This window comes from Streptomyces sp. NPDC022910 (genome assembly GCF_055561075.1).
In genome coordinates, this window is sequence record NZ_JBVHHL010000030.1 from 22,361 (window position 1) to 35,144 (window position 12,784).

Here is a 12,784-nt window from a genome sequence, read left to right on the forward strand (position 1 = left end):
CGGGGCGTACTGAGGGGTAGGTTCGGGCCATGGCAGCCACCACGCACACCGTGACCAACCAGGCTCAGCCACTGGTCGGATATGACGTCTTCACCGCCGACCGCGCCCTCGTGGAGGCCGTCGAGCGGCATCTGGACCCCGCGCTTGTGGACGAGGCCCGCGACGAACTGTCGGGGCTGGGGCGGAGCGCCGGCTCCGCCCAGGTGCAGGAATGGGGGGCGCAGGCCAACGAGTACCCGCCGAAGCTGCGGACCCATGACCGCTACGGCAACCGCATCGACGAGGTCGAGTTCCATCCGGCCTGGCACCGGCTGCTCGGCAAGGGCGTGGCCGCGGGGCTGACCGCGGCCTGGCCGCGCCCGGGCGGGCACGTGCGCCGCGCGGCCGCGTTCGTGATCTGGACGCAGGTCGAGGCGGGCAACGGCTGCCCGCTGTCGATGACCCACGCCGCCGTGCCCGCCCTGCGCACGGACCCCGCGCTGGCCGCAGAGTGGGAGCCGCGGCTGACCTCCACGATCTACGACCAGGGTCTGCGCCCCGCGGCACAGAAAGCCGGTGTCCTCTTCGGCATGGGCATGACCGAGAAGCAGGGCGGCAGCGACGTGCGCGCCAACACGACCAGGGCGCGGCCGCTCGCCGAGGACGGCACATACGAGCTGACGGGTCACAAGTGGTTCTGCTCGGCGCCCATGTCGGATGCGTTCCTGGTGCTGGCGCAGGCGCCTGGGGGTACCTCCCGTGCCGAAGGCGACGGGGGAGGCCTGACCTGTTTCCTCGTCCCCCGCGTGCTGGAGGACGACACCCGGAACGTCTTCCTGATCCAGCGGCTCAAGGACAAGCTCGGCAACCGGTCCAACGCCTCCAGCGAGGTCGAGTTCGACGGCACCTGGGCGCGCCGGGTCGGCGAGGAGGGGCGGGGCGTGCGCACCATCATCGAGATGGTGGCGGCCACGAGGCTCGACTGCGTCCTCGGCTCGGCGTCGCTGATGCGGCAGGCGGTGGCGCAGGCGATCCACCACTGCACCTACCGGGAGGCGTTCGGCGGAAAGCTCGTCGACAAGCCCCTGATGCGCAATGTGCTGGCCGACCTCGCCCTGGAGTCGGAGGCGGCGACGGTCCTGGCGCTGCGGCTCGCGGCGGCGTACGACGACGGGAGCGAGCAGGAGCGGGCGTTCCTCAGGCTCGCGGTGCCGGCCGCGAAGTACTGGGTGACCAAGCGGTGCACCCCGCTGGTGGCGGAGGCGTCGGAGTGCCTCGGGGGCAACGGCTACGTCGAGGAGTGGGGCATGCCCAGGCTGCTGCGCGAGTCGCCGCTCAACTCCATCTGGGAAGGCGCGGGCAACGTGCAGGCGCTCGACGTTCTGCGTGCGCTCCAGCGCGAACCGGGGGCCCTCAACGCCTACCTCCAGGAGGTCGGCCGGGCGCGCGGCGCGGACCACCGTCTGGACGGCGCGATCAAGAACCTGCTCACCGAACTCGCCGACCTGGAGGGCATCGAGGGACGGGCACGCCGCTTGGTGGAACGGATCGCGCTGGTACTCCAGGGTTCGCTGCTCGTCCGTTACGCGCCGCCGGAGGTCGCCGACGCCTTCTGCGCCTCCCGGCTCGGCGGCGACTGGGGCTCGGCCTTCGGCACCCTGCCGCACGGTCTGGATCTGGGCACAGTGGTCGGGCGGGCGCGGCCGGTCGCCTGACGCCGCGTACGATGCCACGGGCGCGCCGGCCCCGAGGTGGGTGGCCGCTCCGGCCCGCACGTCACGGGCTCCCTCCCCCCAGCCCGTGACGTCACGCGCTCCCCCGGGGCGCGTGTCGCGGGGGTGGTGCTGCGCCGACACGGCACCACCCCCGCTCCTTCTGGCCCCGTTCAAGGAGCACGGACGCCGCCGGAGCGGCGTTGCACAAGTTTCAATCACCGCTGGGCCGTTCGCCAGGGTTGCAAGAGGTTGCAACTTGCGGCTCACTGTTGTGGGAGTGCAGCTCTCCGTCACGGGCAGACGGCAGTATGAGAGCCACCGTCACCACGGATCCGGGTGTTCCTGGCCGGAAACCACTGACGGAACGGACGACCTTGGGGGAGGTTCCAGTGGCGCACTCGGCGAAGAAGGATGTCACGCGGCTCGCCACCCTGGACGCCGCACAGGCGGCGCGTGTGCTCAGCGAAGTACGCGACGCCACGCTCTCGGGGCAGCGCGCCCCCGTCCAGCCGCGACCGGTGATCGAGGCGTCGTGGGGGCGCATGCTGCGCAGCGGCGTCGATCCCGACCACGACTTCCGGGCCGATCTGCTGGGCCGTGACGAGATCGAGCGGCGCCGCCAGGAGTCGCCGCTGCGGCAGGTACTGCCGGTGCTGCGTGAGGGTCTGTTGTCGGTCGCGGATGTCGCGCAGCACATCATGATCGTCGCCGACGCGGACGGGCGGGTGCTGTGGCGCGAGGGCAGCTCGCCGGTGCTGCGCAAGGCGGACGGGTTGGGCTTCGAACCGGGCGCCGACTGGGGCGAGGGGGTCGTCGGCACGAACGGCGTGGGCACCCCGGCGGTGACCCGGCGTCCTGTGCAGGTGTTCGCGTCCGAGCACTTCGTACGCTCGCATGCGTCGTGGACGTGCACGGGCGCCCCGATCACCGACCCGCGCGACGGCCGGCTGATCGGGATCGTGGACATCAGCGGCCCGCTCGAGACGATGCATCCGGCGACGCTCGCGTGGGTGGACGCGGTGGCCAAGCTCGCGGAGGCGCGGCTGCGAGAGGTCCATCTGACCTCGTTGGAGCGGCTGCGTGCGGTGGCTGCGCCGCTGCTGGCCAAGCTCGGCGGACGGGCGCTGGTGGTCGACACGGACGGCTGGACGGCAGCGGTGGCAGGGATGCCGTACACCGGCCGGGTCGCCCTGCCCGCGTCGTTCTCGCCCGGCCGTTGTCTGCTGCCGGCGCTGGGCCCGTGCATGGTGGAGCCGCTGCCGGGCGGCTGGTTGATCCGCGTCGCGGACGCGCCCGCTCCCGCGCGCATCACGCGTATCGTCCTGGATGTCGCGCATCCGCGCCGCTCGTCGGTGACGGTGTCGGGCGACACAGGTTCCTGGACCCATGAACTGAGTCCCCGGCATGCCGAGTTGCTCTACCTGCTGGCACTGAACCGCGCGGGCCGCACGGCCGCGGCCCTCGCGGCCGACGTGTTCGGCGACCCGGCCCGCACGGTCACGATCCGCGCGGAGATGTCCCGGGTACGCAGGTACCTGGGGGTCTTCCTGGAACACCGGCCGTATCGTTTCTGCGACTCGGCGGAAGTGAAGTTGCTGACCCCGGCCGACCCACGCGACCTGCTGCCGCACTCGATGGCGCCGGGAGTGCTGCGAGCCCGGAGCGGTCCCGGCGGACTCGAGCCGTACCCCGGTCCTACGAGCGGCTCCCCGCTCCCTCTCCCGCTCGTCCCCCGCCCCGAGGTTTAGCCCCGACGGTGGGGATAACCCTGCAATTCCCGGGTCTTCGACCGGCCCGGCGCCCGCCTGCCGTAGCATCCCTCCCACAGGCTGCCCCACCTGTTCCTCACGTCAATGTCCGGACCACGAGGAGCAGTTGGCCCATGCCGGGAGGTTGTATGAAGCACCGTGGCAGGCATCGCCGCAGGCGCAGGGGTCGCGCGCTGCGGGCCACGCTGGCCGGGACCGCGCTGGCGCTCACCGCTGCCGCCACGCTGATCAGCACCTCGCAGGCCGCGGGCGGGAACAACCCCGGGAGTCTGACCCGTGTCACCGCCGCGGCCGAGACGACGAAGTTCCGCCTCCACGAGGACCTCACCGACCGCTCCACCCTGGACACACTCACCCGCTCGATGGGGGGCAATGTCGGCGTCAGCGGCGTCCTCGCGTCCGCGGACCGCACCATGCGCGACCGGTCCGCGTGCGACGCCGCAGAGACGGCCGCGCTGCCCGTGAAGCCGGCCGCCACGCGCGCGTACTGCTGGGACGACGAAGACGCGACGACCACCCGGTGGCTGCCCCGGTCCGTCACCACCTCCGGGGACGGCACCGACGACGGCCGCTGGGGGACCCACCGCGTCATCCTGTCGGGCTGGACGCACAACGACCGCCGTTCCGGTGAGTCGGCCGCGGACCGGGGTCTCGCCCGGATCGCCTTCATCGACGCGAACGACCCGGCCCGCCTCGCCTACCGCTGGGCCCTGCTGGTCGCCCCGCGCGCGGGCGGCAAGGACTTCAGCGCCGTCCGCACCGGCCTGTCCGGCATGGTCTGGTACCAGGACAAGCTCTTCGTCACCTCCCGCGACTCCCTGCTGGTCTTCGACCTCCACCGCATCCTGAAGACGAGCGTCGACAGCCCCGCGATCGGCCGGGTCGACGGCGGCTACGCCGCGCACGGCTACCGGTACGTGCTGCCGACCGTCGGCTCCTACCGCCTGACCGGCGGCCCCTGTTCCACGGCTGACGACCGCGCGGTCCCCTGCTTCTCGGCCCTCTCGCTCGACCGCACCTCGGCCCCGGACAGCCTGGTGGCGGGCGAGCGGTTCCCTCCCGGGAGCACCGGTTCGGCTGCCCGGGTGTGGCGCTACGCCTTCAGCACCGTGCCCGGCCACGGCGGTCTGCTCGCCACCGACAAGCACGGCGACGCCGCGGTGAGCGAGGCGTACGAGACGGACGCGAACGGGGTCCGGGGCGTGCTCTCGTACCGGCACAGCGGGGCGTCCCGGGCCGACTGGTACGTCGACCTCGCGCCCACCGTCGCCGGCCGGCACGGCACGCTCTGGCGGCAGAACACCTCCGGAGCCAAGGCGGCCATGTGCGCGGCCGACGAGACCCAGGCGTGCTGGGGCCGCCACACCGCCTCCCTGTCGTACTGGCCGCAGACCGGCGAGCTGTGGACGCTGACGGAGGGGGCAGCGAGCGGTGACCAGGGCCAGGGGATCGGACCGGCCGGGGGCCGGGTGCTGTACGCGGTGCCGCTGACCTCCGTGGACGACGCGCTGGAGTAGGGCGCGGCCCGCGGACCGGAACCCCTTTGTCGTACCGCGCGGCTGCGTGATTCCCTGACCGCATGAGCACCCTCACCGTGACCACGTGGTCCCTGGAGCAGACGTCCCCGGCGGATGTGCTGCCCGCGACGGCTCCCGAAGGCGATGTCCGCGTCGTCCGCGCCGACGTGCCGTCGCCGGAGTTCAGCCGCTTCCTGTACGCGTCGGTCGGCGGCGACATCCGGTGGACCGACCGGCTCGGCTGGACGTACGCGCAGTGGCAGGAGTACCTGAACCGGCGGGGCGTGGAGACGTGGGTCGCCTACGACCGGGGGACGCCCGCGGGGTACGTGGAGCTGGAGCCGCAGGACGAGGGTGCCGTGGAGATCGTCTACTTCGGCCTCGTCCCGGCGTTCCGGGGCCGGCGGATCGGCGGGCATCTGCTGTCGTACGGCGCCGCCCGCGCATGGGACCTCGCGGACCGCTGGCCGGGGCTGGCGCCGACGAAGCGGGTGTGGCTGCATACATGCAGCAAGGACGGCGAACACGCGATGGACAACTATCTGCGCCGGGGGTTCAAGCTCTTCGACACCAAGGTCGAGGAGGAGCCCGAGGTGCCCACGCCAGGCCCCTGGCCCGGGGCTTGTCCTGCCTGACCTGCGGGGACACGGCACTTCCCCGGCCATGTGACCGACGACACCACCGTCCCGCATTCCGGGACAAGGATGTCCGCATGATGGACGAAGCTGGACTGCGTCCAGAACGCCGTGACACGCTTCCGTCATGTCTGGAACTGGAATCGCCTTGGTGAGTCGACGGCACGTCGATCTCGGCCGCATGTCCAGCGCCATCTGTCCGGCGAGCTGAGAGCCTCCAGCCCGTACCGGTTTTCCCTCTTCACCATCGCGCAATGACGCGCACGCCTCAGGCGTGCGCGCGCATGCGCAGGTCAGAGCCGCTCCCCTGACTGTCCCGAAGGACGTACCCACCATGGCTGCCATCCCGCAGAACCCCGCCACGCCCCGCCGCAAGGTGAGCCGTCACCGTGGTGAGGGTCAGTGGGCTGTGGGTCACTTCACCCCGCTCAACGGCAACGAACAGTTCAAGAAGGACGACGACGGTCTCAATGTGCGGACACGTATTGAGACGATCTACTCCAAGCGAGGCTTCGACTCCATCGATCCCAACGACCTGCGCGGGCGGATGCGCTGGTGGGGCCTCTACACCCAGCGCAAGCCCGGGATCGACGGCGGCAAGACCGCGATCCTGGAGCCGGAGGAACTGGACGACAAGTACTTCATGCTGCGCGTCCGTATCGACGGCGGCCGCCTGACCACACGGCAGCTGCGCGTCATCGGTGAGATCTCGCAGGAGTTCGCACGCGGTACCGCCGACATCACCGACCGGCAGAACGTCCAGTACCACTGGATCCGGATCGAGGACGTGCCCGAGATCTGGAACCGGCTGGAGGCCGTCGGGCTGTCCACGACCGAGGCCTGCGGTGACACGCCCCGCGTGATCCTCGGCTCCCCCGTCGCCGGTATCGCCGAGGACGAGATCATCGACGGCACGCCGGCCATCGAGGAGGTCAACCGCCGGATCATCGGCAACAAGGCCTTCTCCAACCTGCCGCGCAAGTTCAAGTCCGCGATCTCCGGTTCGCCCCTCCTCGACGTGGCGCACGAGATCAACGACATCGCCTTCGTCGGTGTCGACCACCCCGAGCACGGCCCCGGTTTCGACCTGTGGGTCGGCGGGGGTCTGTCCACCAACCCGAAGATCGGCGTACGCCTCGGCGCCTGGGTCTCGCTCGACGAGGTCCCGGACGTCTACGAGGGCGTCATCTCGATCTTCCGCGACTACGGCTACCGGCGGCTGCGCACCCGCGCCCGGCTGAAGTTCCTGGTCGCCGACTGGGGTGCGGAGAAGTTCCGCCAGGTACTGGAGGACGAGTACCTGAAGCGGAAGCTCGTCGACGGCCCGGCGCCCGCGCAGCCGCTGGAGCGCTGGCGCGACCACGTCGGTGTGCACCGGCAGAAGGACGGCCGTTTCTACGTCGGCTTCGCTCCGCGCGTCGGCCGGGTCGACGGCACCACGCTGACGAACATCGCGGACCTCGCCGAGGCGCACGGCTCGGGCCGCGTCCGTACGACGGTCGAACAGAAGATGCTCGTGCTGGACGTGGAGGAGTCGCAGGTCGACTCGCTCGTCGAGGGCCTGGAGGCCCTCGACCTCACGGTGAAGCCCTCCCCGTTCCGGCGCGGCACCATGGCCTGCACCGGCATCGAGTACTGCAAGCTCGCCATCGTCGAGACCAAGGCACGCGGCTCCTCGCTGATCGACGAACTGGAGCGCCGCATCCCGGACTTCGACGAGCCGATCACCATCAACATCAACGGCTGCCCCAACGCCTGCGCCCGTATCCAGGTCGCGGACATCGGCCTCAAGGGCCAGCTGGTCCTCAACGACAAGGGCGAGCAGGTGGAGGGCTTCCAGGTGCACCTGGGCGGCGCGCTCGGCCTGGAGGCCGGCTTCGGCCGCAAGGTCCGCGGCCTGAAGGTGACATCGGAGGAGCTGCCGGACTACGTCGAGCGCGTCCTCAAGCGGTTCCAGGCGGAGCGCGAAGAGGGCGAGCGATTCGCGACGTGGACGGCCCGTGCTTCCGAGGAGGCGTTGTCGTGAGCGAGCGCGCGGCGCCCTTCTACTGCCCCTACTGCGGAGACGAGGACCTGCGTCCGAGCGGAGCCGAGAGTGGGGCAGGCGCGTGGGAATGCGGGGCGTGCAATCGAGCCTTCCAGCTGAAGTTCCTGGGTCTGCTGGCCCGGGGGCTTCAGCGCGACGACACGGGAGGGACCAGGACATGACGACGACTCAGGAAGAGCGCAGCACCGACGACCTCAAGGCGCTCGCCGAGCAGGCGGGCCGTGACCTGGAGGAAGCCTCCGCGCTGGAGATTCTCCAGTGGGCGGCCGACACCTTCGGCAAGCGCTTCTGCGTGACCTCCTCCATGGAGGACGCGGTGGTCGCGCACCTCGCCTCCCGCGCGATGCCGGGCGGCGCCAAAGTCGACGTGGTGTTCCTCGACACCGGCTACCACTTCCCGGAGACCATCGGCACGCGCGACGCGGTCGAGGCCGTGATGGACGTCAACGTCATCACACTCACCCCGCGCCAGACGGTCGCCGAGCAGGACGCCCAGTACGGCCCCAGGCTGCATGACCGCGACCCCGACCTGTGCTGCAGGCTGCGCAAGGTCCAGCCGCTGGAGGAGGGCCTGACCGGCTACGACGCCTGGGCTACCGGGCTGCGCCGCGACGAGTCCCCGACCCGGGCGAACACCCCGGTCGTCGGCTGGGACGAGAAGCGCCAGAAGGTCAAGATCTCGCCGATCGCCCGCTGGACCCAGGACGACGTGGACGCGTACGTCGCCGAACACGGCGTCCTCACCAACCCCCTGCTCATGGACGGCTACGCCTCCGTGGGCTGCGCGCCCTGCACCCGCCGGGTCCTGGCGGGCGAGGACGCGCGCGCCGGCCGCTGGGCGGGCCGTGCCAAGACCGAATGCGGGCTGCACGGCTGACCATGACAGAGACTCAGGAGACACACGTGACGACCGGAGCCACCGTCTGGCTCACGGGTCTGCCGAGCGCCGGCAAGACCACCATTGCGTACGAGCTGGCCGGCCGCCTGCGCGAGGAGGGCCACCGGGTCGAGGTGCTCGACGGCGACGAGATCCGCGAGTTCATCTCGGCGGGGCTCAGCTTCACCCGCGCGGACCGGCACACGAACGTGCAGCGCATCGGCTTCCTCGCCGATCTGCTCGCCCGCAACGGCGTCAAGGCGCTCGTCCCGGTGATCGCACCGTACGCGGACAGCCGGGAGGCGGTGCGCAAGCGTCATCAGGAGAGTGGGGCGCCGTATATCGAGGTGCACGTGGCCACCCCCCTCGAGGTGTGCTCCGTACGCGATGTGAAGGGTCTGTACGCCAAGCAGGCCGCGGGCGAGCTGAAGGGCCTGACGGGCGTCGACGACCCGTACGAGGAGCCCGAGTCTCCCGATCTGCGGATCGAGTCCCAGAACCAGACCGTGCAGGAGTCCGCGGCGGCGGTGTACGCGCTGCTCAGCGAAAGGGGACTGGCATGACGACCACCGTCGCCGAGGCCGAGGAGGGCACGGGCAGCCCGTACGCCCTCAGCCACCTGGACGCGCTGGAGTCCGAGGCGGTGCACATCTTCCGCGAGGTGGCGGGCGAGTTCGAACGGCCGGTGATCCTCTTCTCCGGCGGCAAGGACTCCATCGTCATGCTGCACCTGGCAGTGAAGGCGTTCGCCCCCGCGGCCGTCCCCTTCACGCTGCTGCACGTGGACACCGGGCACAACTTCCCCGAGGTCATCGAGTATCGCGACCGTACGGTGGCGCGGCACAACCTGCGCCTGCACGTCGCGTCCGTCCAGGACTACATCGACCGCGGACTCCTCAAGGAGCGCCCGGACGGCACCCGCAACCCGCTGCAGACGCTGCCGCTGACCGAGAAGATCCAGAACGAGAAGTTCGACGCCGTCTTCGGTGGCGGCCGCCGCGACGAGGAGAAGGCCCGCGCCAAGGAGCGGGTGTTCTCCCTGCGGGACGAGTTCTCGCAGTGGGACCCGCGCCGTCAGCGGCCCGAGCTGTGGAACCTGTACAACGGGCGGCACGGGCCCGGCGAGCACGTCCGCGTCTTCCCGCTCTCCAACTGGACCGAGCTGGACGTCTGGCAGTACATCGCCCATGAGGGCATCGAACTGCCGGAGATCTACTTCGCCCACGAGCGCGAGGTGTTCCAGCGGGGCGGCATGTGGCTGACGGCGGGCGAGTGGGGCGGACCCAAGGACGGGGAGACCGTCGAGAAGCGCCTCATCCGTTACCGGACCGTCGGTGACATGTCCTGCACGGGTGCCGTCGACTCCGACGCGACCACGCTGGACGCCGTCATCGCCGAGATCGCCGCGTCCCGGCTGACCGAGCGCGGCGCCACGCGCGCCGACGACAAGCTCTCCGAGGCCGCGATGGAAGACCGCAAGCGCGAGGGGTACTTCTAAGCATGAGCACGACCACGACCGAGGAGCTCTCGGCCACCACCTTGCTGCGGTTCGCCACCGCCGGCTCCGTCGACGACGGCAAGTCCACGCTCGTCGGACGGCTGCTGCACGACTCCAAGTCGATTCTCGCCGACCAGCTGGAGGCCGTGGAGCACGCCTCACGCAACCGCGGCCAGGACACTCCGGACCTCGCACTGCTGACGGACGGCCTGCGGGCCGAGCGCGAGCAGGGCATCACGATCGACGTGGCGTACCGCTACTTCGCCACGCCCCGGCGCCGGTTCATCCTGGCCGACACCCCCGGCCATGTGCAGTACACCCGCAACATGGTGACGGGTGCCTCCACGGCCGAGCTGACGGTGATCCTCGTCGACGCCCGCAACGGCGTCGTCGAGCAGACCCGCCGGCACGCCGCGATCGCAGCGCTCCTCCGGGTCCCCCACGTGGTGCTCGCGGTCAACAAGATGGACCTGGTCGACTACCAGGAGCCCGTGTTCGCCGCGATCGCCGAGGAGTTCACGGCGTATGCGACCGAACTGGGCGTCCCGGAGGTCACCGCGATCCCGATCTCGGCGCTGGCCGGCGACAACGTGGTGGAGCCGTCCGCGAACATGGACTGGTACGGCGGCCCCACCGTCCTGGAGCACCTGGAGACGGTCCCGGTCAGCCACGACCTGAGCCACTGCCACGCCCGGCTTCCCGTGCAGTACGTGATCCGGCCGCAGACCGCCGAGCACCCCGACTACCGGGGCTACGCGGGCCAGATCGCCGCCGGTTCGTTCCGCGTCGGCGAAGCGGTCACCGTGCTGCCCTCGGGCCGCACCTCGCGGATCTCCGGCATCGACCTGCTGGGCGAGCCGGTCGACGTCGCCTGGACCACCCAGTCGGTGACCCTCCTGCTGGAGGACGACATCGACATCTCGCGCGGCGACCTGATCGTGCCCAGCAAGGACGCGCCCGCGACCACCCAGGACATCGAGGCGACCGTCTGCCACGTGGCCGACCAGCCGCTGACCGTCGGCCACCGCGTGCTGCTCAAGCACGGCACCCGCACGGTGAAGGCGATCGTCAAGGACATACCGTCCCGTCTCACGCTCGACGACCTGTCCCTGCACCCGCACCCGGGACGACTCGTCGCCAACGACATCGGCCGCGTGAAGATCCGTACCGCCGAGCCGCTGCCGGTGGACTCCTACGCGGACTCCCGCCGCACGGGCTCGTTCATCCTGATCGACCCGGCCGACGGCACCACCCTCACCGCGGGCATGGTCGGCGAGTCGTTCGCCGCGCCCGAACCGGTGAAGGACGAGGCCGACGACGCCGGGTGGGACTTCTGATCATGACCACCACCTGCTTCTACTCGACGTTCGCGAAGGAGGGCGGCCGCGTCGGCAGCGGCGCCCTCGGCAGCGGGCAGGGCGGAGTGACGCGATGTGGGCGCTGACGTACGCGCACTGCCTGCGCGCCCCGTCCCCCCACCCGACGTCCCGGAAGCGACGAAGACCCTTTGCCGAACTCCCGGCCACGACCTGAGACCGTGACCGCCGGGCCAACGAGAGGAACGCCTCCCGTGCCTGCCAACCTCCCCCAGTTTCGAATCCGCTCAACCGGGGGGACCCCCATCCCCTTCCTCCGCCGCGGCATAGCCGTGGTCGCCGCACTCCCCCTGCTGACGCTCGCCGCCTGCGGTTACGGGTCCGAGGCCAAGGACGACTCCTCCAACCAGAAGGTCGCCGCCGGGGCCCAGAAGATCGACGGTCTCGACTCCGTGAAGATCGGTTACTTCGGCAACCTGACCCACGCGACCGCACTCGTGGGCGTCCAGAAGGGCTTCTTCCAGAAGTCGCTCGGCGCCACGCAGGCCAAGTACCAGATCTTCAACGCGGGCCCCTCCGAGATCGAGGCGCTCAACTCCGGTGCCATCGACATCGGCTGGATCGGCCCCTCCCCGGCGATCAACGGCTACACCAAGTCCGACGGCAAGAGCCTGCGCATCATCGGCGGCTCGGCGTCCGGTGGTGTGAAGCTCGTGGTCAACCCCGCGAAGATCAAGTCCCTGAAGGACGTCAAGGGCAAGAAGATCGCGACGCCTCAGCTCGGCAACACGCAGGACGTGGCGTTCCTCAACTGGATCGCGGACCAGGGCTGGAAGGTCGACGCGGAGAGCGGCAAGGGCGACGTGTCCGTCGTGCGCACGGACAACAAGGTGACGCCGGACGCCTACAAGTCCGGTTCGATCGACGGTGCCTGGGTGCCCGAGCCGACCGCGTCCAAGCTGGTCGCCGAGGGCGGCAAGGTGCTCCTCGACGAGGCGTCGCTGTGGCCCGACAAGAAGTTCGTGATCACGAACATCATCGTGTCGCAGAAGTTCCTCACGGAGCACCCCAAGGCCGTCGAGGCGGTGCTGAAGGCCTCGGTCGACACCAACAAGTGGATCAACGCCAACCCGGACGAGGCGAAGGCCGCGGCGAACAAGCAGCTGGAGACCGACTCCGGCAAGGCCCTGCCGGCCGACGTGCTGGACCCGGCGTGGAAGTCCATCCAGATCACCGACGACCCGCTGGCCTCCACCCTGAACACCGAGGCGCAGCACGCGGTCAAGGCGGGTCTGCTGAAGAGCCCGAAGCTGGAGGGCATCTACGACCTCACCCTCCTGAACAAGGTCCTCAAGGCCGAGGGCGAGAGCACGGTCGACGACGCCGGTCTCGGCGTCAAGTAAGCCCGTATCAAACGATGAGTTCCCAGGA

General features: G+C 70.4%; 12 protein-coding genes. All 12 read left to right on the top strand.

Annotated features, from left to right (window positions below; all coding sequences use genetic code 11):
* The first annotated feature begins 29 nt into the window (after positions 1-29).
* The 12 genes from ACZ3TS_RS25980 to ACZ3TS_RS26035 all read left to right on the top strand — a co-directional run bounded on the left by ACZ3TS_RS25980 (position 30) and on the right by ACZ3TS_RS26035 (position 12,756).
* Complete coding sequence (locus ACZ3TS_RS25980) at positions 30-1,694, top strand: acyl-CoA dehydrogenase family protein (protein WP_467622222.1); 1,665 nt, start codon at positions 30-32, stop codon at positions 1,692-1,694.
* Between the two features lie 389 nt (positions 1,695-2,083).
* Positions 2,084-3,442 (top strand): GAF domain-containing protein, encoded by a 1,359-nt coding sequence (locus ACZ3TS_RS25985; RefSeq protein ID WP_467622225.1) that lies wholly within the window; start codon positions 2,084-2,086, stop codon positions 3,440-3,442.
* A 149-nt stretch (positions 3,443-3,591) separates the two neighbouring features.
* Positions 3,592-4,980 (top strand): hypothetical protein, encoded by a 1,389-nt coding sequence (locus ACZ3TS_RS25990; protein WP_467622228.1) that lies wholly within the window; start codon positions 3,592-3,594, stop codon positions 4,978-4,980.
* A 62-nt stretch (positions 4,981-5,042) separates the two neighbouring features.
* Positions 5,043-5,615 carry a GNAT family N-acetyltransferase gene (locus ACZ3TS_RS25995; protein WP_467622230.1) on the top strand — a complete coding sequence of 191 codons (573 nt, stop codon included), beginning with the start codon at positions 5,043-5,045 and terminating at the stop codon, positions 5,613-5,615.
* Between the two features lie 127 nt (positions 5,616-5,742).
* On the top strand, positions 5,743-5,826 hold the full coding sequence (locus ACZ3TS_RS26000) for a putative leader peptide (RefSeq protein ID WP_309486338.1): 84 nt from the start codon (positions 5,743-5,745) through the stop codon (positions 5,824-5,826).
* A gap of 123 nt (positions 5,827-5,949) precedes the next feature.
* Entirely contained in the window at positions 5,950-7,641 is a 1,692-nt protein-coding gene (locus tag ACZ3TS_RS26005) for a nitrite/sulfite reductase (RefSeq protein ID WP_467622233.1), read from the top strand.
* Positions 7,638-7,823 (top strand): hypothetical protein, encoded by a 186-nt coding sequence (locus ACZ3TS_RS26010; RefSeq protein ID WP_467622235.1) that lies wholly within the window; start codon positions 7,638-7,640, stop codon positions 7,821-7,823. Before ACZ3TS_RS26005 ends, ACZ3TS_RS26010 begins: the two co-directional genes overlap by 4 nt.
* The gene (locus ACZ3TS_RS26015; protein ID WP_467622238.1) at positions 7,820-8,539 is read left to right on the top strand and encodes a phosphoadenylyl-sulfate reductase; all 720 of its coding nucleotides are present in this window, start codon (positions 7,820-7,822) and stop codon (positions 8,537-8,539) included. Before ACZ3TS_RS26010 ends, ACZ3TS_RS26015 begins: the two co-directional genes overlap by 4 nt.
* 2 nt (positions 8,540-8,541) lie before the next feature.
* Entirely contained in the window at positions 8,542-9,102 is a 561-nt protein-coding gene (gene cysC / locus ACZ3TS_RS26020; protein WP_467622241.1) for an adenylyl-sulfate kinase, read from the top strand.
* Positions 9,099-10,037, top strand: a complete 939-nt coding sequence (gene cysD, locus ACZ3TS_RS26025; RefSeq protein WP_467622243.1) for a sulfate adenylyltransferase subunit CysD — start codon at positions 9,099-9,101, stop codon at positions 10,035-10,037. The genes cysC and cysD overlap by 4 nt, the downstream gene beginning before the upstream one ends.
* Before the next feature lie 2 nt (positions 10,038-10,039).
* A complete protein-coding gene (locus ACZ3TS_RS26030) occupies positions 10,040-11,374 on the top strand; it encodes a sulfate adenylyltransferase subunit 1 (RefSeq protein WP_467622246.1) in 1,335 nt (444 codons plus the stop codon).
* A gap of 233 nt (positions 11,375-11,607) precedes the next feature.
* Entirely contained in the window at positions 11,608-12,756 is a 1,149-nt protein-coding gene (locus ACZ3TS_RS26035; RefSeq protein ID WP_467622249.1) for an aliphatic sulfonate ABC transporter substrate-binding protein, read from the top strand.
* The last annotated feature ends 28 nt before the right edge of the window (positions 12,757-12,784 follow it).

Coding starts and splice junctions, on each gene's coding strand:
- ACZ3TS_RS25990 (WP_467622228.1), top strand. CDS start 3,592: ATGAAGCACCGTGGCAGGCATCGCCGCAGGCGCAGGGGTCGCGCGCTG.
- ACZ3TS_RS26015 (WP_467622238.1), top strand. CDS start 7,820: ATGACGACGACTCAGGAAGAGCGCAGCACCGACGACCTCAAGGCGCTC.
- ACZ3TS_RS25980 (WP_467622222.1), top strand. CDS start 30: ATGGCAGCCACCACGCACACCGTGACCAACCAGGCTCAGCCACTGGTC.
- ACZ3TS_RS26005 (WP_467622233.1), top strand. CDS start 5,950: ATGGCTGCCATCCCGCAGAACCCCGCCACGCCCCGCCGCAAGGTGAGC.
- ACZ3TS_RS26030 (WP_467622246.1), top strand. CDS start 10,040: ATGAGCACGACCACGACCGAGGAGCTCTCGGCCACCACCTTGCTGCGG.
- cysD (WP_467622243.1), top strand. CDS start 9,099: ATGACGACCACCGTCGCCGAGGCCGAGGAGGGCACGGGCAGCCCGTAC.
- ACZ3TS_RS25995 (WP_467622230.1), top strand. CDS start 5,043: ATGAGCACCCTCACCGTGACCACGTGGTCCCTGGAGCAGACGTCCCCG.
- ACZ3TS_RS26000 (WP_309486338.1), top strand. CDS start 5,743: ATGTCTGGAACTGGAATCGCCTTGGTGAGTCGACGGCACGTCGATCTC.
- cysC (WP_467622241.1), top strand. CDS start 8,542: ATGACAGAGACTCAGGAGACACACGTGACGACCGGAGCCACCGTCTGG.